This is a genomic window from bacterium, from assembly GCA_022763185.1.
Classification (GTDB): domain Bacteria; phylum Bdellovibrionota_G; class JALEGL01; order JALEGL01; family JALEGL01; genus JALEGL01.
On sequence record JALEGL010000005.1, the window covers coordinates 176536 to 195885 of the forward strand.

General features: G+C 41.1%; 15 protein-coding genes and 1 tRNA gene. 3 read left to right on the forward strand and 13 right to left on the reverse strand.

Annotated elements, in window-relative coordinates:
• Positions 1 to 47 precede the first annotated feature (47 nt).
• From MRY82_02390 to MRY82_02400, 3 genes are all read right to left on the reverse strand, one after another.
• Positions 48 to 563: a hypothetical protein gene (locus tag MRY82_02390; GenBank protein MCI5071778.1), complete on the reverse strand. Its 516-nt coding sequence runs from the start codon at positions 561 to 563 to the stop codon at positions 48 to 50.
• A gap of 18 nt (positions 564 to 581) precedes the next feature.
• Entirely contained in the window at positions 582 to 1337 is a 756-nt protein-coding gene (locus MRY82_02395; GenBank protein ID MCI5071779.1) for an OmpA family protein, read from the reverse strand.
• 131 nt (positions 1338 to 1468) lie between these two features.
• Positions 1469 to 3367, reverse strand: coding sequence for a hypothetical protein (locus tag MRY82_02400; protein MCI5071780.1), 1899 nt, complete (start codon positions 3365 to 3367; stop codon positions 1469 to 1471).
• Between the two features lie 454 nt (positions 3368 to 3821).
• On the opposite strand from MRY82_02400, the gene rpsT reads away from it, so the two are divergent.
• The gene (gene rpsT, locus MRY82_02405) at positions 3822 to 4085 is read left to right on the forward strand and encodes a 30S ribosomal protein S20 (protein MCI5071781.1); all 264 of its coding nucleotides are present in this window, start codon (positions 3822 to 3824) and stop codon (positions 4083 to 4085) included.
• Between the two features lie 35 nt (positions 4086 to 4120).
• Here rpsT and dnaE read toward each other — a convergent pair whose 3' ends face one another.
• From dnaE to MRY82_02445, 8 genes are all read right to left on the reverse strand, one after another.
• Positions 4121 to 7663 carry a DNA polymerase III subunit alpha gene (gene dnaE / locus MRY82_02410; protein MCI5071782.1) on the reverse strand — a complete coding sequence of 1181 codons (3543 nt, stop codon included), beginning with the start codon at positions 7661 to 7663 and terminating at the stop codon, positions 4121 to 4123.
• 86 nt (positions 7664 to 7749) lie between these two features.
• A complete protein-coding gene (locus tag MRY82_02415; GenBank protein MCI5071783.1) occupies positions 7750 to 8154 on the reverse strand; it encodes a DUF2237 domain-containing protein in 405 nt (134 codons plus the stop codon).
• A 182-nt stretch (positions 8155 to 8336) separates the two neighbouring features.
• Complete coding sequence (locus MRY82_02420) at positions 8337 to 9401, reverse strand: mechanosensitive ion channel (GenBank protein MCI5071784.1); 1065 nt, start codon at positions 9399 to 9401, stop codon at positions 8337 to 8339.
• 49 nt (positions 9402 to 9450) lie between these two features.
• Complete coding sequence (locus MRY82_02425) at positions 9451 to 9819, reverse strand: GFA family protein (protein ID MCI5071785.1); 369 nt, start codon at positions 9817 to 9819, stop codon at positions 9451 to 9453.
• 387 nt (positions 9820 to 10206) lie between these two features.
• Positions 10207 to 11736, reverse strand: coding sequence for a glutamine-hydrolyzing GMP synthase (guaA, locus tag MRY82_02430; protein ID MCI5071786.1), 1530 nt, complete (start codon positions 11734 to 11736; stop codon positions 10207 to 10209).
• An 80-nt stretch (positions 11737 to 11816) separates the two neighbouring features.
• The gene (locus tag MRY82_02435; protein MCI5071787.1) at positions 11817 to 12347 is read right to left on the reverse strand and encodes a hypothetical protein; all 531 of its coding nucleotides are present in this window, start codon (positions 12345 to 12347) and stop codon (positions 11817 to 11819) included.
• A gap of 40 nt (positions 12348 to 12387) precedes the next feature.
• Entirely contained in the window at positions 12388 to 13857 is a 1470-nt protein-coding gene (guaB, locus tag MRY82_02440) for an IMP dehydrogenase (GenBank protein ID MCI5071788.1), read from the reverse strand.
• 108 nt (positions 13858 to 13965) lie between these two features.
• Complete coding sequence (locus MRY82_02445) at positions 13966 to 17205, reverse strand: prepilin-type N-terminal cleavage/methylation domain-containing protein (protein MCI5071789.1); 3240 nt, start codon at positions 17203 to 17205, stop codon at positions 13966 to 13968.
• 280 nt (positions 17206 to 17485) lie between these two features.
• On the opposite strand from MRY82_02445, the gene MRY82_02450 reads away from it, so the two are divergent.
• Positions 17486 to 17561: transfer RNA gene (locus MRY82_02450), tRNA-Asn, on the forward strand.
• Between the two features lie 121 nt (positions 17562 to 17682).
• Here MRY82_02450 and MRY82_02455 read toward each other — a convergent pair.
• Positions 17683 to 18117 carry a four helix bundle protein gene (locus tag MRY82_02455; GenBank protein ID MCI5071790.1) on the reverse strand — a complete coding sequence of 145 codons (435 nt, stop codon included), beginning with the start codon at positions 18115 to 18117 and terminating at the stop codon, positions 17683 to 17685.
• A gap of 291 nt (positions 18118 to 18408) precedes the next feature.
• Positions 18409 to 19041, reverse strand: a complete 633-nt coding sequence (locus tag MRY82_02460) for a hypothetical protein (protein MCI5071791.1) — start codon at positions 19039 to 19041, stop codon at positions 18409 to 18411.
• Between the two features lie 136 nt (positions 19042 to 19177).
• Here MRY82_02460 and MRY82_02465 point away from each other — a divergent pair, with 136 nt between their 5' ends.
• Complete coding sequence (locus MRY82_02465) at positions 19178 to 19324, forward strand: hypothetical protein (GenBank protein MCI5071792.1); 147 nt, start codon at positions 19178 to 19180, stop codon at positions 19322 to 19324.
• Positions 19325 to 19350: the final 26 nt, after the last annotated feature.

Sequence of the window (19350 nt, forward strand, 5' to 3'; positions counted from 1 at the left end):
ATCTGGATTGCCTTATATTTTAATATCTAAATCCTCCTTGTGATTTTTTAGATATGTTTGCCATACTTTTCGTAATGACACTTTTTTGCGCTTGCTACCCAGTTGTCTCTTTCAATGCGGTCTTTAAAGGCATCCAAATTAACTGACACTTTTTTAAGGTCCGCTTTTGACAATTGAGCAACATGCTCAAACTTTGTAATTCCCAATTGGTGAAGTTTACTTTCTATAACCTTCCCAATACCATAAATCTTTTTTAAATCGTCTGTTTCCTGAGTAACAGGAGCGTTCATACTGTTTTTTACAGTTTTTGCAAGCTTTTTGCTTGGCGTCACCTTACTAGGAGTTGTTGATGTTAATTGTGCTTGCAAAGCATCAATGGTTTGTTGCTTTTCACGCAAACGATCTTGCATATCAGCCAACTGCACGGCATGAGTATAGTCAGAGTTTTTTTCACCAACACTGGGTGAAATCCATAAAACTTTTTTCATCCACCAACCTGCGACCAAACCTAAAATAAAGGCTGCCAACATCCAAAATAAAACTTGTATTGCTAAATACACCATGCCCATTCTCCCTATGTCTTAATACATCCCTGGCTTAAGTTGAACAATTTCAATTCTTCTATTTTTCTCTCTACCGACAGCCGTACGGTTATCAGCCACTGGCTGGCTGTCCCCATAACCTTGGGCGATCAGCTGATCTTGCGGCACACCTTGCGCAACCAAGTAAGCTTTAACAGACTTTGCTCTTTTTAAACTCAAAGAAAAATTGCTTGCTGAGTCGCCTGTTGCATCCGTGTGCCCAGACACTTTAAACACTGCTCCAGGCATAAGCTTAATGGCTTCAAGCAAATGATCAAGCTTGTCTTTTGCTTGTTGACTTAAGTCAACACTTGCGGAAGAAAACTGCAAACCAGATAAGTTTACATGACCGGTCTCTAACAGCTGTTTGGCTGTCTGGTTGACTTGTAAATCTTGTGAAAGGCTTGGCATGATATCCAGCTGATTGTTAACTGCCCGCACGCCCCATACCTGAGCAACCTTATCGACTAAGTCTGCTCCTTCTTTTTCAGATAAAACAGTTCCGGTTAGCGTAGCGTCACGGCCCTCAAAAGAAACGTTTACGTTCTCATTACTTAAACCCGCCATGGATCTGGCTGTAAGGTCTTGTTCAATATGTCGTTTATTCAATTGTAAACTAAAAAAGTATAAAAGAGCAAAAGCAGTGCTCACAACAACCAAAACAGGCCTTATTTTACGTTGCCCTTCTTGACTGAATAGATACAACTCATGTTCATTGAATGCTTTAAAATCAGCTTGTTGCTTAGCGATTGCCATGATTGCTGGCATCTTTATACAATATGTACCAAAGCGTCAAGTCAATTCTTGACTTTAAGTGGCTTAAATTTATAGGCTTTTCTTACTAAAAGTTGATCATCACACATAAAAACACATGTTCATCTAAGTATTTATGACCCAGACGATCCTGTATTTAGGGCATCAATGGCTGCTCGCAAAATATCACTTTCTTTGTTTAAGCGCCTTGACCATACCAAATCAACCTTAGGATACTTAAAGCTAGGCATACCGTAAGGAACATAATTTTTAAATCGATCATCATTTTTTAAAACCATACGCTGAAAGCCCAAACCATCTCTATGCAACATTGCGTTGGGTTTCTCAAAACTCATACAGCCATAAAGCCATATGGCGTCAGAATAGTTCCGTTGCAGTTCTTGCCCATCAGGACAAGCACCCGGGTTTACATCATTGACCGCACACACGGCCGGGTTTTTTTGATGAAGCCAGGCCGCACTGACCGAGTCATAATAGTAATAATAATCACCGGCTCCTGAATTGTACTGATCCCAAATCGATCCATTATTGGCAACAATCTTATCGGCCCCATATGAAAATGGCCAAACTTCCAAATCACCAAAGCTCATAAAACACCCATCCAAATCCAAGTTACCATAGGCATTTTGACTGCCTCCAGAAACATTAGGGTTATAATACCGGTTATTCCCCGTATCCCGATCATTACTGACCGTCACATTGGTTGAGCTGAGCAAAGTTCCTGTGCTAGCAACATCAAAGTAACGACTGTAATGGTTGGGAATGGTGCTAGGAATTCTAACCCCATCCAAGGCAAAAACACTGAACATATCATTGGATTGACCCGATTGATCTGCATACTGAATATCCCCTTCTATCCAAGCATAACCCTTTGCAAAAATAGCAACTTTGCCATCAAGCTTGCCCTTCACATGCACTGAGCCTTTGATATAAATATTCAACCCTCCATCTGGGATTTGATAAGTCTTTATGGGTGCGCCACCCTGAAATTCCCCATCATAGCGTCTATCTGGACGCAAATTGCCTGTCTTGCACTCCCACTGTTGAATAATGTTATCCACAAACTTAAAGCAAACATCACTGGCGACAATACTCAAGTCAGCTGTATCAAACAGCTGTCCATCCCATGCATTAATTTTACTCGAACTATCATCCATGTATTGAACATCAAATTCATCTTCATAATCACTCATTGAAAAGCTGACATTGGCAGACCTGTTAAATGTTGCTGCAGTTAAATCACCTGTAACGGCATTGATCGTGGTTTTTCCACTAAAGACATATTCATTGGCCGGCACGGTATGACCAGGGTGATAAAACGATGCCCCAAAATAAAAATTGTCTTTGTGAATTTTACCCAAATGCACATCACCCTCGGCCACGATAGGAATGAAAGTATACGGTACCGGTGTCCGGGCATTATCATCTAATGTATACAAGCCCCCACCATAATGGTTTTCAACAAAGCTTAATGCATAGTCTCCTGGCGTCATCAACTTTACCGCCACCAGCGCTTCCATACTTTCAATTTGAGCAGAACCGGCCTTTTTACTTTCTACCACCACATTGAATAACTTTGGATATAAAGAATTGTAATTATCTACCCCTCCTCCAGGGTCTGCATTTTCTATGCTGGGAATATAATAAATATTCATGATAGAACCATCCTGTTTTTGCCGTGAAAATCTTGGCGTCATATTTTCTCGCAAAGGATTGCGAGTAGCTATCACCAGGCCCATATCGGTCATTCCTTGCAGACTAACAGTCTGGCCATTTTGCACCATTCCCGTCCAATCATTTTGTTGAGCCCGCTCAAGCAGATCTCGGATGGCGAGCTGTAGACCTTCTTCTGATAAACTGCGCATATCCGTGCCTTTATTACGTTGACCAAAATACCGCTGCATGGGTTGAATCACCGACGCACTGCCCGCCATAATCAAGCCAGCGATTCCTAAAAGAATAACCGCAGCCAATAAGGCGCTCCCTTGTTGCTGATGTTTAGTTTTAAACATGATTGTTATTAAAGAATCCTCGCTGCACTTTTATTTGCTTGAACACACTAAGAAAAATAGAAATATTTGTGTCAAAAAAGCAAATGATTAAAAAACTTGGGCCATCTTCTATTATAGCAAAAAACATGAGCAAAAATACAGCACTTTCTCAAGTTTTTAAGCTATTGCTAAAAGAGTAAAATACTGAATTTTATACAAAAAACCCATTCTTTTTCTTTATTAAACTTTATTTTTATCTTCTCAAATAATGATAAAACAGCATGTCTCTTGCAAACTGAATTTTATACCTGTTTCAAAGAAAGTTTCCTACACTCTTTTTATTACCGATCAAACGGTTAAAACCAATCATGCATAAAAAAACTCTGCAAAAAACACCGCCGGACTTGCATAAGATAAAAAACAATCCATAAAAAGGCTTGACAAACAAATCTAAATTATATTTAAGGTCGGGATTATGGCATCACATGCATCAGCACTAAAAAAAATTAGAAAAGATAAAACTCGCACAACTTTAAATCGTTGGTGGAAAAGTAGAGTTAAATTTGTAAGCAAACAAGTATTGGCTTTGTGTGAAAGCAAAGATAAAAAAGGCGCTCAAGACGCTTTAAGACAAGCCAATCACGAGATTAGCAAAGCTCAAAGCAAAGGTATTTTGCATAAAAACACTGCAGCTCGTAAGGTTTCTAGTTTGAGCAAAGCCGTTAACAACATTGCTTAAGTTTCTCTAAAGAATTTTTTATTTTAAAGGCGCTTTTAAGCGCCTTTTTTCTTTTTCCATTTGGCCGAGTATTTATTGTCCGCCTTTGCTCTCGTGCTTTTGTTGGAAGTCAATCGCAAACTTAATCCTTGATCAAAAATAGCCAACATGTTTTGCACCATGGACCAAGTGAGTTTGATTTTTATTTTTTCTTTTAAATCCATTTTAAGCAGCCACTTGCCTTTTTTGGCCAAGTACACATCACAATCGATATTTCCAGGATTATCTAAAAGTGTTTGCCTCAACCGCGCTACTTTATCCTGCTGTAAATACTCCCATTCTAACTTAATTCTGACCTTTCCAGAAAAAACTTCTGCTGGCGTTTCAAGGTAAGCAAATTTATCCGCTATAATTTTGCAGCTCAAATCATCGCCATGCTCCAAGATTCCACTGACAATGATGGGTTTATCGGCCTTGAGCAACTCTCTTGCCTCTTCATACACATCTTTAAAAACAACCAACTCTGTGCTGCCAGATAAATCCTCTAAACCCACAAAAGCCATCCGATCGCCTTTTTTGGTGGTAATTTCTTTTAAACTTGAAACCACACCACCCACCCTAACCGTGGACTTGTTGCTTTGTTCGCTTAAACCCAAAACATCACAAGAAGCAAAGTACTTTAAAGCCGGTGCAAAACTGGCCAAAGGATGCCCAGACACATAAAAACCCAACATTTGTTTTTCAAACTCCAGCTGTTCTTTTTCCGGCCAAGCTTCTATTTTTGGATTGATCAAGTCAACCGCCATCCCAGTTTCATGGATACCAAACAAGCCCACCTGGCCCTGACTGTTATCTTTTTGGTTTTTACCGGCAATGGCCAAAATTTGTTCAATACTGGCCATGCTTTGCGCTCGATGCGGATGCAAAACATCCATCGCGCCACACTTGACCAAAGCTTCTAAGGTTTTTCTATTGACAGATTTGGTGTCAATGCGCGAGGCAAAATCAAATAAATCTGTAAAGGGCCCATTCTTTTTTCTTTCTTGCACCACGGATTCTATAGCGGCTACCCCAACATTTTTGACCGCTGCCAAACCATACAGCACCTTCCCATTCACCACATTAAAATCGACATCACTCTCATTGATATTGGGAGGGCACAACTCAATGTCTTGTTTCTTACAGTCGTTGGCAAAACGCACCACTTTATCGGTATTGGATCGGTCAATGGTTAGACAAGCTGCCATAAACTCTTTAGGGTAGTGCGCTTTTAGATACGCCGTTTGATAAGAGATTAAAGCATAGGCTGCAGAGTGCGATTTATTAAAACCATAGCCGGCAAATTTTTCCATCAGATCAAAAATCTTCTTGGATTTATCGGCTGGAAATTTATTTTGGGCTGCCCCCGTTAAAAAGCGCTCTTCCTGCTTGGCCATCTCAGCAGCAATTTTTTTACCCATGGCTCTGCGCAGCAAATCCGCTTCACCTAGCGAGTAACTGGCTAGAGTAGAGGCAATTTGCATCACTTGTTCCTGGTACAAAATCACACCATAAGTCTCTTTAAGAATAGGCTCAAGCTCAGGCAAATCGTATTTAATTTCTGTCCGGCCGTGCTTACGATTAATAAAGTCATCCACCATGCCTGAGCCCAGAGGACCCGGCCGGTACAAAGCCACCAAAGCCACTATATCTTCAAAACTATTGGGTTTTAAACGCATGACCAGTTCACGCATGCCGGAGGACTCCAACTGGAAAATACCTTGAGTTGAGCCTTTGGCTAAAATTTCAAACACTTTTTCATCTTGCATGTTCAGCGTTAATAAGTCGATATCAATAGCATGCGAGGCTTGAATCAATTCACAGGTTTTATGCAATAAAGTTAGGGTTTTTAAACCCAAAAAGTCAAACTTAACCAAGCCAACATTTTCAACCGCTTTCATATCCCACTGGGTGACGGCTTCACCATGTTGTCCAATAGATAAAGGAACATGATGTACCAAGGGCTGTTCATCAGAAACCACAACACCGGCAGCATGCACGGAAACGTGACGGGTCAGACCTTCCAGCGACAAGGCTACATCCAAAAGCTCATTGACTCTGGGGTCTTCTTGCCTGAGTTCTTCAAACTGCGCTTCTTGTTCAAAGGCTTCTTTTAATGAAATATTCAAAACATTGGGGACCAGTTTGGCTATTTTATCGACTTCTCCATAAGGCATACCTAAGGCACGCCCAACATCTCGAATCACCGCTCTAGCTTGCAACTTCCCAAAAGTCCCAATTTGCGCTACTTTAATGCTATCCAAAGTTTTTTCTTTAGCATCCAAACTGCCATCGTATTTTTTTGCCACATACTGAATAACCTTGTCTCTGCCCTCTTGGCAGAAATCAACATCAATATCCGGCATGGAAATACGCTCAGCATTCAAAAAGCGCTCAAACAACAAATTATAGGGAATTGGATCAACGTCCGTGATCCGTGTGCAAAAGGCCACCAAAGACCCTGCCGCAGAACCACGCCCAGGACCCACTGGGATAGCATTGTCTTTGGCATAATTGATAAAGTCTTGCACAATCAAAAAATAACCCGCAAAACCTGTACCCTCAATCACTTTGAGTTCGATTTCCAGCCTGTCTTTGTATGTTTGTTTCATCCCGGCCATAGATGCTGTTGGATCATTTTTTTGATAGAAGCTTTCTATCTGTGGCCAGCGCATCTCTAAACCTTCATAGGATAAACGCACCAACTCCTCAAAAGCTGAACGACCCTGCGGCAAGTCATATTCCGGCATGCAATAGTCTTCTAAATTAATACTGACCTCACATGCCTGGGCAATTTTAACGGTATTCTCTAAAGCCTGGGGACAGTTAACAAACAAATTTTGCATTTGCTCTGCACTTTTCAAATAGTGCTCGGTGCTCTCGAATTTGATTCTATCTCTGTCCTGAACCCTGCGGGCAGAGCCTATGCACATCAAAACATCTTGGGCATGCGCGTCGGACTCTTGTAAATAATACACATTATTGCTGGCCACCAAGGCCAATTCATGCTGCTTAGCAAAATCAATAATCTCTTGCGCATCATTTGCATGCTGCTTACTGATGGCCATATACATATCTTGTGGTGCAAAACATTGTTTCAAACGATTGATGTGTGTTTCTATGAGCTGCAATTGTCCAAACAAAGCGTGTTGACCAAAAGGTTGTTGCGGTGCCAGGGCACAAATCAGACCTTGGCCGTGCTTTTGTAAATACTCTATGTCAACAAAAGCCTGTTCGCTATTGTCTTGGGTGAATTGTGCATGACTGGAGAGATAAAAAAGATTGCGCAAGCCTGCATTGTTTTTTGCCCAAAACAACACTGGACAAAAACGGCTATTTTGTGGATCTAAACTTAAATCAAGTTCAAGACCAATGATGGGTTTTAAATCTTGTTTTTTGGCTTTTTGATACAACTGCAAAGCACCGTGCAGATTACCTTTGTCCGTCAGTGCCACTGCTTGCTGCCCCTGTTGTTTGGACCAAGATACCAAGGCTTCTATTCTGAGCGAGCTCTCTAATAAAGAATATTGCGAGTGATTATGTAAATGAACAAATTGCATAGGGCCTTTAACATGTATGAAAAAGCCCCATTTTGATCAAGCTTTTCTTTAAGCAAAAGTCTTATTTTGCAATCGTTTTTGTTTTTTTACATTAAGTCAGCGGCACAGCTTTTTAAATCTTCCAAGCTACACACTTCTAACGCTTTTTCATGGGTACTGGCCAAAAAAACTTTAGGCGCTGCACCCACTTCAAAAGCCTCTTGCCAGCGTGACGCACACAAACACCACTTATCTCCAGCCTTTAATCCTGGAAAGCCCATTTCTGGTCTAGGGGTCATCAAATCGTTGCCTCGACTCAAAGAAAACTGCAAAAATGCATCAGTCAACTCAACGCAAACTGCATGCACACCATGATCTTCTTCTCCAACTTTACAATAACCATCGCGATAAAACCCAGTTTTGGGAGAAAAACAACAGGGCGTTAAATCATCCCCAAAAACATTTTTATGACTGTCTTGCATAAGCATCTTACTTAGCACAAAAACATCCATGCCTTAAATATATGTTCGGCACAATTATTTTTAGTCCAACTTTAACGCTTGCACTCAATTTAAAAGATGTCGTTGCCCACACTTTACATTGTATTGCTTGTATCCGGGGTTTAGAAATTTAAAATCTCATCAATTCTGAAACAATATTTTTGATAGTTTAAAGTTTTATGCCGCACCGTAGGTTAGCGCTCTTCTTCTATTCGTTGTTCTTTCTTTTCAATCAACCTATCAAAGCGTTCCAACTTATGCTTTAAACTTTCTATGGTTTGGCTTTGCTCAGGTGTGGGTTCTTTTTTACCAATCAGCTCTTTGATTTCATCAACTTTGTTTTGATATTCCTTTTTCTTTTCTTTGATACTTTCTATAGACTCCAGTTCATCAGCTTTATCAAAAATAATATTTTCTGGACCGCTTTGTGTGTTCTCTTCGTTTTCTTTTTTATGTTGCGGGACATACATGAATTTTTGTTTGGGTTGAAATACGCGCTGATTCATAAATGTAGGCGAAACGATTTCTATTCCATGCGCATGCAAAGACACCAACATGCTCTCTCTTAAGTTTGACCGTGCAGATATCAAAGACTTTACTTCTGACAAAAAACCCGCCGCTTTGTAGCTGACAGAAAAATCACCTAATTTTTCTAATAGAACATAAGGCTTTTCTAGTCCCGCATTCAACACCGCTTTTTCCAAAGCTTCTTTTATTTTTTTATGACTGGTGTCATACCCTAATGAAACCTCAGCAGATACGATGGTACCTGAACTGCGCACCACATTCACTGGGTTGCTGACCAAATACAAATTGGGCAACGTGGTCAATGAACGCTGATCAGTTTGGATTTCTGTATGCAACAAACCCCATTCTGATATACGACCAAAATGCTCTCCGGCTTGAATAAAGTCTCCAGGCTTAAAAGCTTTAATAGACCTTAACATCATACCTGCCATAATGTTGCCAAGAAAAGTCGTTGAAGATAAAGCAATAGCTGCTGCTGCAACCACACCAAACAAGTTTAGCAACTGCCCTCTTGAAGTAATATCAATAGGCAAAGTCATCAACACGGAGATCACAACAATCACAAACACACAAACCATTAAAATGGGCTTGATTAAACTGCTGCTGGCACTGGGAAAAAGCTTATCTAAAACATTTAATTTTTTAACCGTTCTAAACAGAACAAACCAAATAAGAATTAAAAGTAAAAATGGCATCCAAGCAACGAAGTATTCTACGATTGAAGCAATCATGATGAATAGACTATAACAATCCTTTGACTTAGGCCATCATTTTAACGCATCAAACAGCATCTTTGGGATGATTGATACCATCACTGTAAGGGGTATTTTTATAATCTTCAATTTTGATGCCTTCAATACAAGCAATGTTAACGCCATATTCTGATGGATCAGAGCGCCTTTGGTGATGCGTGTAAATTCCACAGACCTTGCAAAAGTAATGCTTGGCTGTATGAGTGTTAAACGTATACATCTGAATTAAATCTTCACCTTTGATAATTTTTAATTGATTCAAAGGAACCGAAGCCACCACCGCTCCCTTACGAGAACATATAGAACAATTGCAACGGCGTACTTTTTCTAAACCCTTGTTAAGCTCGACTTCTATTTCAACCCCTGCACAATGACAGGTCATTTTATATTTTTTCATAAACTAATGTATTTATAACTATCGAAAACACCTAAGTAAAGGATGCTTGAGAAAAATATTTTCTACCAGCTCAAACAGTGGGCAGCATAGCTGCCCAAACTCGCTGTACGAAATTTATTTTTCACAAGACACCTATAATTATATAGCCCTCAAGAAACGGAAAATTTTGTACAGATCGATTTTTCTTATTTAGTTTATAAAAGGAATGGTAAGTTTTTCGAAGACCTAAGCTCAAAGGAGAGAAAAACCGGAGGCGTAGCCCACTTACCTCGAGCTTTTAACATTAAAAACAGGTGAACAAATGGCAACGAAGGCAATGCATGTTGAAAGCATGCTTATAATAAGCAGCGGAAAAGTCGCCATTCCCTTAAATATCGGCAAAATTTTTTATTCCCATTCGATGGTGGCTGGTGGCTTACTGCTGATATCGTAGACTACTCTGTTGATGCCTTTAACTTCATTGATGATGCGGTTGGATACATGCGCTAAAAATTCATGCGGTAGATGCGCCCACTTGGCCGTCATCCCATCTACGCTAGTCACTGCCCGCAAGGCACAGACGTGCTCATAGGTTCGTTGATCACCCATCACCCCTACGGTTTTAACCGGTAACAAAGTGGCAAAAGCCTGCCAGGTTTCATGGTATAAACTTTGGCTTTTTAACTCTTCAATAAAAATAGCATCCGCGTCTTGCAAGGTTTTGATTTTATCTTCTGCCAACTCTCCCAAAACTCGAATCGCCAAGCCTGGCCCAGGAAAGGGGTGCCGCTCTATAAAGGCTTGAGGCAAGCCCAACTCTTGACCCAATAAACGGACCTCATCTTTAAATAATTCCCTTACCGGTTCAATTAACTGTAAGTTCATTTTTTCTGGCAAGCCGCCAACGTTGTGATGACTTTTAATGGTGACCGATGGCCCACGATGGGAAACACTTTCAATTACATCGGGATACAAGGTACCTTGTGCCAAAAACTTAACATCGTTTATTTTTTTAGCTTCTGCATCAAAGACTTCAATAAAGGTATTGCCAATAATTTTACGCTTCTCTTCTGGATCACTGACGCCTTGTAATTTTGACATGAATAAATCTTTGGCATCCACCGTAATCATATTCAAAGAGAATGCCTCTTTAACATCTCGTTCTACCTGTTGACGTTCATTTTTACGCAATAAACCGTGATCCACAAAAATACAGGTCAATTGCTTGCCCAAAATTTTATGTAAAAGAATGGCCACCACGGATGAATCTACACCACCAGACAAGGCACATATGACGTGCGCATCACCCACTTGCTGCTTAATGGCTTTACTTTGGACTTCAATAAAATGTTCCATGGTCCAATCTTTTTTGGACTGACATACATTAATCACAAAATTGTTTAAAATATCTTTCCCTATACTGGAATGCACCACTTCTGGGTGAAACTGCACGCCAAAAATAGTACCCTTATCAGACTCAAAGCCAGCATAAGGACAGGTTTTGGTTGTGGCGGTTACCTGCCAACCTTTTGGGATACTTTCAATTTGATCACCGTGACTCATCCACATTTCATGACGTGTTTCATGATCTATTCCAGAAAAAATTGCACTGGCTTTTTCAATTTTAACCTGTGCAGAACCAAATTCTCTATGTGAACAAGCTTCTACTTTACCGCCAAACTCTTGGCTTAAGAGCTGGGCACCGTAACACACACCTAAAATAGGAACATTCCAGTCCAGTATTATTTCTGGCAAGTAAGGAGAAAGATCTTCATAAACCGATGCCGGGCCACCAGAAAGAATAACGCCTTTCACTTGATCCTTATAACTTTCAAGCACATCGTCAAAAGCTACTACTTTTGAAAAAACATGCATCTCACGTATTCTTCTTGCAATCAGTTGGGTGTATTGAGAACCATAATCTAAAACTACAATCATTTTACTGCTCCTGTGTATGCTTATATTTTAGCAACCTTCAAGTCGCTATTTTGTCTAAACTACGTTTAACGGGTTTGTTTTTATACATCATACCTTGCCTGTACTGGAATTTTACACAAGGTTCCCTCTACTATCACTTGGTTGACTATAGCATTCATCTGCAACAAAACATCGCACACTTGTGGATCTAAGTCCTGTAAAACAATATAAATTTTACCTTGTATTTGACTGGTGCCTAAACCCAAAAGGCTATTTTCTCCTGACCAGTTGAGCTGAGTTGACGCAATTTCAAGTGCATTGTTCAATAAAAAGCAACGCGTTTGCCCGGCAGTTTGTGCAATCCATTGCGCATTACCAGATGCTAAATTAAGTTGAGCTTGACCTTGGACGTCCACATCATTCATTAAGCAGTTTAAGCTTGCAAAAAAGCTATTTCCCGATGTGTCCACAGCAGCCACTATGGCTGCTTCTACGATCTCTTCATGCGTTGAAGTGGCTAAAAACTCCAAAATTGCTTCTTGCTGCGCTTCGTTCAAAACAATATTTTTTTCAGAGGCCTCTCCACACGCACTTAAACTTAAAATCACCAAAAAACTAAAAAAAACTCTCATCTCATGCCCAACTTGCTCACTTTTCTATAAAAACACCCTGCTACCTTGTTGCCTGATAATTTGGTGTCTCCTTAGTAATACTTACGTCATGGACGTGGCTTTCTCTTAGACCCGATTGCGTGATACGCACAAACTTTGCACGCTCATGCAAACTTGCAATATCTTGGGCACCCACATAACCCATTCCTGCTCTTAAACCACCGGTCAGTTGATGGATAACATTGGATAAAGAGCCTTTATAAGGCACTCTGCCTTCAATGCCCTCTGGCACCAACTTGTATTCTGCAGTCATTTGATCTTGAAAGTATCGATCAGCAGAGCCACCTTTCATGGCCCCCAGGGATCCCATACCTCGGTATGTTTTAAATGTTCTGCCTTGATACAACACCTGTTCACCAGGAGCTTCTTTGGTTCCTGCCAACAGAGACCCCACCATAACACTTGATGCCCCGGCTGCTAGAGCCTTAACAATATCACCGGAGTATTTTATGCCGCCATCGGCAATCACTGGGATATTTTTCTTTTGTGCTATTTTGGCCACATTCATAATGGCAGTAAGCTGAGGTACACCGATTCCAGCAATAATACGCGTTGTACAAATAGATCCTGGTCCAATGCCAACTTTTACGGCATTGACCCCAGCATCAATCAGTGCTGAAGCGGCAGCTTCCGTGGCTATATTGCCCGCAATAATTTGTACATCACTGAACTGTTTTCTGATGGCTTCTATTTTTCCAAGAACGCCACTAGAATGTCCATGAGCTGTATCAACTACAATAACGTCAGCACCGGCTTCTAAAAGGGCCGCTACTCTTTCCATGGTATCTTCACCTGTTCCAACAGCGGCGCCACATAACAAGCGGGCTTCTTTATCTTTAGAAGCATGAGGAAATTCACTGGCTTTTTTAATGTCTCTAATGGTAATCAAACCTTTAAGTTCTTGCTTTTCGTCCACCACCAACAACTTTTCAATTCTGTGCTGATGCAACAAGGCTTTGGCTTGTTCTAAACTCACCCCTTCTTGGGCGGTCACCAATTTTTTTGTCATCACCTCATTGACCGTCAACTGCATGTTGCTTTCAAACTGCAAGTCCCGGTTGGTCACAATACCTTTAAGCTCATTGCCCACAGTTACAGGGATACCGCTAATCTTATTGTCCAACATAATATTGAGCGCTTCTTGCACGGTTTGGTTGGGCCGCATGGTAATGGGGTCTTTAACCATGCCACTCTCTGATTTTTTAACTTTTTTGACTTCTACCGCTTGCTGCTCAATGGTCATGTTGCGATGAACAACTCCTAATGCACCTTCCTGTGCCATGCGAATAGCAAGTTTGGCTTCTGTCACGGTATCCATGGCTGCTGAAACAATGGGTGTATTAAGCTCTATTGCCTGCGTGAGCTTGGTTTTCAACTTAACTTCTTTGGGTAAAACTGTGCTTTCTTGCGGAAGCAACAAGACATCATCAAAGGATAATGCGGTTTGAATATCTGTAGAATTGTTTGCCATAAAGTACACCTCTTTTGGCAAGTTCTTATACTGAATTTAGATGGCTTTAGCAATCTCTGATTTTATTTTTATGCATGTGTGCCGGTTTAGCAAACTTGAGATTTTTATCTAGTAACCACAAGATGGAGCACACACAGATGTTCCATAAGTGTCACAGACACTCATTCCACATGAGGTATAACCAACCAAGCCACCTCCATTACAGGCTCTCAAAGTACACAACGAACCGTTGGTTCCCTCAAAGACGCAGTAAGCTCCAGAACAAGTTCCACCTGTTGGTGTTGGCGAAGGTGTAGGTGTAGCGGTAGGCGTGGGTGTTGGCGTAGGTGTTGGACTAGGGGTTGGACTAGATGGAACGGGTTGACTAGGACAACTGTTCCCACTACTGTAAGAAGGCACAGTAAAAGCAAAACTTTCAGTGCGATCGTAACGGGTAGTTCCTGGTGCAGAGCCAGTCCCCGCAAGATCAAAGACTGAGCTGTCACTAATATACGTCGAAGGTCCAACATATATGTAAGAACCAAGCGGCAGAGTGGATGTACTCCCCACATTACTATTCAAATCAAATCTCAAATACACCGTAAAACTTCTACTTGCTGAATCCAATATACTGATATTACATGAACTTGAACCAGAAGAACTCATCGTACCGCTACAGACAGTCGCGCCTCCACCACTAACTCTAATCTGATAGCTTACTGCTGAAGGTGAACCTGATTCAATGCTCCATAGAAGACCAATTGAACAGCTGCACCCACAACCACTGCTGTCACAAATTGACTGAGAGTTATTACAGTCGCCATTGGTAGAACACGTTTGAGTACAACTCGTAGGTGTAGGTGTTGGCGTCGCTGTTGGCGTAGGGGTTGGACTTCCAGGCGTTGGCGTGGGTGTAGGTGTAGGTGTAGGTGTAGGTGTAGGCGTGGGCGTGGGCGTTGCAAAACCTGGACATCCTGGTGTAGTTGAACAGACTATTGGCCCGTACAAAAAGGCACCTCTGTTACAAGAGTCAACAACCTCACACTGAGGCTCTTTAAAAGGACGCGGATTTATGTATTGACACTGCTCACATGATGGCGTTGGTGTTGGCGTGGGCGTACGTGTGGGTGTGGGTGTTGGCGTCTCTCCTGTTGGTGTAGGAGTTGGAGTAGGCGTAGGACTCGGATTCGGCGTAGGCGTGGGCGTAGGCGTAGGCGTTGGACTAGGTGTCGGTGTCGGGGTTGGACTCGGCGTCGGAGTAGGACTCGGCGTCGGAGTAGGCGTTGGGGTTACAGGCGTTGGTGTAACATTGGGCGGAGACGCTGGGCAACTACCGCCACTTGCACCAGCAGGAATAGTAAACTGTGAACCGCTGGCTGCAAATTGCCTCGATGTTCCTGAACCTGCTCCTGTTGCAGTATATGTCAAGCTATGCGCAGCATCTGTTCCAATATAAAAAGTTTGCCCGGGAGCCATGGTTGCTTGAGCGCTCATATCTCTAAGCCAAAAATCATAACGAGGTGTAATGTAGCGTGTATTGCCAGTCAAAAGCTTAATTCCACAGACTCTCGTACCTGAACCTGTCACTGAGCCTGTTTGAAATCCGCATCCTGGTGATCCAAAGCCGCTCTGGTCTAAATCATAATATACTTGATCAGGCTCAGACGAACTGGTTAGATTCCAGCTCATACCAACATCACAATAACAACAATTGCTTCTACACACAGATCCAGATACGCCACAGTCGCTATCAACGTTACACGCAAAACCTCCAGCACATGAAGGGCCCGTTGGTGTGGGTGTTGGAGTTGGACTCGGTGTAGGGGTTGGCGTTAGCGTTGGTGTCGGCGTTGGACTCGGCGCAGGTGTTGCTGAACAACAAGGAGGATTTCCAAAGGTTGATGTGTAAGTACAACTAGGATCTGAACAACTTATTGGTCCACCACCCAAATAGGTAGTAGGGCAACTAAACCGGTAGCAATCGCCACCGCTTTCTACACAATATGTTGTACAAGAACTTGAAGTTGGGACTGGGGAAGGTGTCGCCGTTGGACTCGGGGTCGGCGTTGGACTCGGTGTCGGCGTTGGTGTCGCTGTCGGCGTTGGACTCGGTGTCGGTGTCGGTGTCGGTGTCGGCGTTGGACTCGGCGTTGGTGTCGGCGTTGGACTCGGCGTCGGCGTTGCAGCCGGAGTTGAGCCTGTTGTAGGTATTGCCGTTGGACTTGGAGTTGAGCCTGGGGTTGGTGTTACACCCACGGTTACAACGCTAGAACCGGCTTTATCTAAGCCTCTTAACCTTGGTGGCGTTACCAAACGTTCATAAGACTCACCAGCTACATCAATTTTAAGATGAACTTGTTTTAAATAAGGCAGGCCCAATTGATTACCACAATCACCCGTTTGCCCGACCAAACCAGCAATAGGACGGCGTGTTCTAAAACGACTACCATTTTTATCTTGCACAATGTACTCAATGACAAAACGATCAACATCCTCAGCCAATTTACGCCACTGATTGGCTCTTCCAGAAGCAAAATTAAAACTTTTATCAATTGGATTAAAGCCATCGTCTGCGACATGATCATTTACCCACAGGGTTTTATCACTGGCTGAATAAGCGTAGCTTGCCAAGGCTGCCTTTTGCACTGTAGCACCACCGAGTTTGCGGCTTCCGTCTTCATTTAAACCATAATTGCGGCTCACATCTCTACCACTGTTCCATAAGGATTGAGAACTATGATGTAAAACATAAGGCCCATAAGTTTCGTTATTATCAATAGTTTTGCTGGTAACCCTGCCCAAACGAATCCCATCCGTATCCGATAAAATAAAAAAATCTCCAGTATTGAAGTTTTTGTATGCTGTTTTATCACCAATATTGATTTTATAACCCGCTGCATCGTTGGTTGGGTAAGGTGTATATACCCCCTGAGAAACTTGTGTACCCACCAAATCTGTGGGGTAACTGTCACTGGGAACATAGGCAACCCTAATTCCATCTGCTTCTGCACTGATATTGGCTGTTGATGGGTCTATGGCTGAACTGCTTAAAGCATCAATGCCTGCTTTATCCATCCCTGGAAACGCAACAATTGAAGAGCTCACTGCCGTAGCACCACAACTACTGGGAGATTGATTTAAACGAAGCGGGTAACTGGTATCATTGACATCATAGCTATTGCGAATTTGCCCTGCAATTTGATCCAGAACTTTTTCCACTGAGGCTCTTCCACGAGTACTGGTCACGGTTTTGCCTACTTGCGATGTGGAGGCAACAAAAAGGCGATAAGCTCCAATTAATAAAAAACTCATGACCACGCCGCCAATGAGTAATTCTATTAATGTAAACCCTTGCCTATTTTTTTTCATTGTTCCTTAAAATATTTACATGCACACTCTATGTATTACCTTGGGTAGGTACCTCATTAAAGCTTAAAAAACCATTACTTACAAATTTTTTTTAAAATTTTGCTGTAAACTATCATTATAACAAATTTTTTTATTTTTTTCACTGCCTAAATGCACTGCATCCCTGCTGCATGGCTTGATTAAGAACTATTCCACAACAACAATCAAAGGAAACAATGTAAAATTTGATGCAAAACTATTGACCTACATCAACAAACTGGGTATGACAGACTTTCAAAATTCCCCGGTAGCTCAGTCGGTAGAGCAAATGACTGTTAATCATTGGGTCGGCGGTTCGAGCCCGTCCCGGGGAGCCAGCTAATCTTTAAGGCTTCAGACTTAGGGATTAATCATTAGACAGATTACTGTAAACACATTAAAAATTAAGGGCTACTAAAAGCCAAGCCTTAAGTCCAAAGCCCTTCAAACTCTTAAAGTTTAATCTTTATTGTCCTGCTCTCTTTCACGAACAGACCGAATCAAACCACTTAACATTTTCCCTATTTCACTCATTTCTTTAATGACTTCTTGATACTCTTTTCTATCAATAATTTGCAAAGACTTCATAATATCTATGCATGCAACACATTCAAATAGTGAGCCTTTGGCTATTCGTAAAAAGTTAATTTTCTCTTTAGCTCCATAACGCGAAATCCCTTCGGCAATATTTAAAGGAATAGATAAACTAGCCCGTGTTAACTGGTCTTGAAAATTTTTAATCCCAATCGTTTGTCCACATTGGGCTAACTCTTTTGCAAATTTAATAAAAAGAACTGACCTTCGATACACCTCCCAATTTTGAAACTCAAATGGGCCGGAACTCAAATATTGCTTAGACTGAAAATTAGACTTATTTCTTACATATGCTGGCATAAAGCCCTCCTTTAAAGGTTTTAAAATGAAAAATCTTCAAAGAAGCAATTTTAATGCCTTATCAAATTAAGGGAGCTGTCCCTGTAATAAAAAATGTTTTTTTCTTTTTACATATTTTTATGTGTTAGTTTGTATTTTGCGATATGACTCTAAAGGTCGAATAAGCCAAATGAGCGGATACGGAAAAACGTTCAAATCATCCAAAAACACTTCTAAACGTTTGGCACTTGGTGAAATTTATTTTTAAAAGATACAACACTTGTTCACAAGCAAAATAACCGCAAAAGCAATCTAGTTTCTCTTTGACTCTTCTTTTGAAAAAATATTTTTACCACAGCTTTTTTCTGCATTATCAATCCAGTCATCCAAATGACGCTCTTGTTGTCTAAGTGAAAGCTTGTTTGCATGTTCCAGTGTCATTTTATCAATATTATTAAATTTACCCATGAGTACAACATTTTGAAAAATAATCTCAAGTGCTAAAACACAGCGCCCTTTTACTTTCTCTGACAAATCACTGCTTATGTTATTAATATAGATGAAAGGTGTTGCCCCTACAAGACTTGCCGTATCATAAAGAATTCTCAGTTGATTTTGATAGGTTTCATCTTCTTTGTGCAAGTCAAAAAGTTCGTAAAAAACTCTCTGAAAAAACTCACTCTTGCAGAATTCTAAATCTAATTCTTCTTGTCCGCATTTTTCCAAATTGACCATCATCAACTCAAAGTCAGCTCTTAACTCAGGATAATCTTTGAGATAAGTATTAATAAAAACAGATTGATGTGCCCCAAAATGATACATCTTACCCGTTATCATTTCAAAAGTGGGATTTTCTTGAGCAAGACCGTGTTGTATAAAAAACACCAATATAACCAATAAAAACTTAATTACTTTCATAGTAAAGACTAAAAACCATAAAAACAAAAAAAACGCAATGCATTATTTTTTACAGCTTTTCCATGAATAGCTTTTTTTAGCCTAGCAAAGACAATCAGGTCCCTTTGACAAGAAGTTATGAATGTTTTAAGTATTGATAGCAAAAATTTAACTTGGGGGACATATGAAAACATTTATTCTTTTGTTGTTGAGCTGGCTTTGCATTGCTTACAGCCAAGTGCCTGGGCCTCATGGTCAGCCCATAGAGATTATTTTAGAACAACAGGATAAGCTTAAACCAGACGCGCAGTTTTCTGATTTTTTTTCTTAGCTTTCCTACAGATCTAGGTTATGAAC

Excerpts from the sequence above, each read along its gene's own strand:
- MRY82_02390 (MCI5071778.1), bottom strand. The coding sequence starts at position 563 with ATGGTGTATTTAGCAATACAAGTTTTATTTTGGATGTTGGCAGCCTTT.
- MRY82_02395 (MCI5071779.1), bottom strand. The coding sequence starts at position 1,337 with ATGGCAATCGCTAAGCAACAAGCTGATTTTAAAGCATTCAATGAACAT.
- MRY82_02400 (MCI5071780.1), bottom strand. The coding sequence starts at position 3,367 with ATGTTTAAAACTAAACATCAGCAACAAGGGAGCGCCTTATTGGCTGCG.
- rpsT (MCI5071781.1), top strand. The coding sequence starts at position 3,822 with ATGGCATCACATGCATCAGCACTAAAAAAAATTAGAAAAGATAAAACT.
- dnaE (MCI5071782.1), bottom strand. The coding sequence starts at position 7,663 with ATGCAATTTGTTCATTTACATAATCACTCGCAATATTCTTTATTAGAG.
- MRY82_02415 (MCI5071783.1), bottom strand. The coding sequence starts at position 8,154 with ATGGATGTTTTTGTGCTAAGTAAGATGCTTATGCAAGACAGTCATAAA.
- MRY82_02420 (MCI5071784.1), bottom strand. The coding sequence starts at position 9,401 with ATGATTGCTTCAATCGTAGAATACTTCGTTGCTTGGATGCCATTTTTA.
- MRY82_02425 (MCI5071785.1), bottom strand. The coding sequence starts at position 9,819 with ATGAAAAAATATAAAATGACCTGTCATTGTGCAGGGGTTGAAATAGAA.
- guaA (MCI5071786.1), bottom strand. The coding sequence starts at position 11,736 with ATGATTGTAGTTTTAGATTATGGTTCTCAATACACCCAACTGATTGCA.
- MRY82_02435 (MCI5071787.1), bottom strand. The coding sequence starts at position 12,347 with ATGAGAGTTTTTTTTAGTTTTTTGGTGATTTTAAGTTTAAGTGCGTGT.
- guaB (MCI5071788.1), bottom strand. The coding sequence starts at position 13,857 with ATGGCAAACAATTCTACAGATATTCAAACCGCATTATCCTTTGATGAT.
- MRY82_02445 (MCI5071789.1), bottom strand. The coding sequence starts at position 17,205 with ATGAAAAAAAATAGGCAAGGGTTTACATTAATAGAATTACTCATTGGC.
- MRY82_02455 (MCI5071790.1), bottom strand. The coding sequence starts at position 18,117 with ATGCCAGCATATGTAAGAAATAAGTCTAATTTTCAGTCTAAGCAATAT.
- MRY82_02465 (MCI5071792.1), top strand. The coding sequence starts at position 19,178 with ATGAAAACATTTATTCTTTTGTTGTTGAGCTGGCTTTGCATTGCTTAC.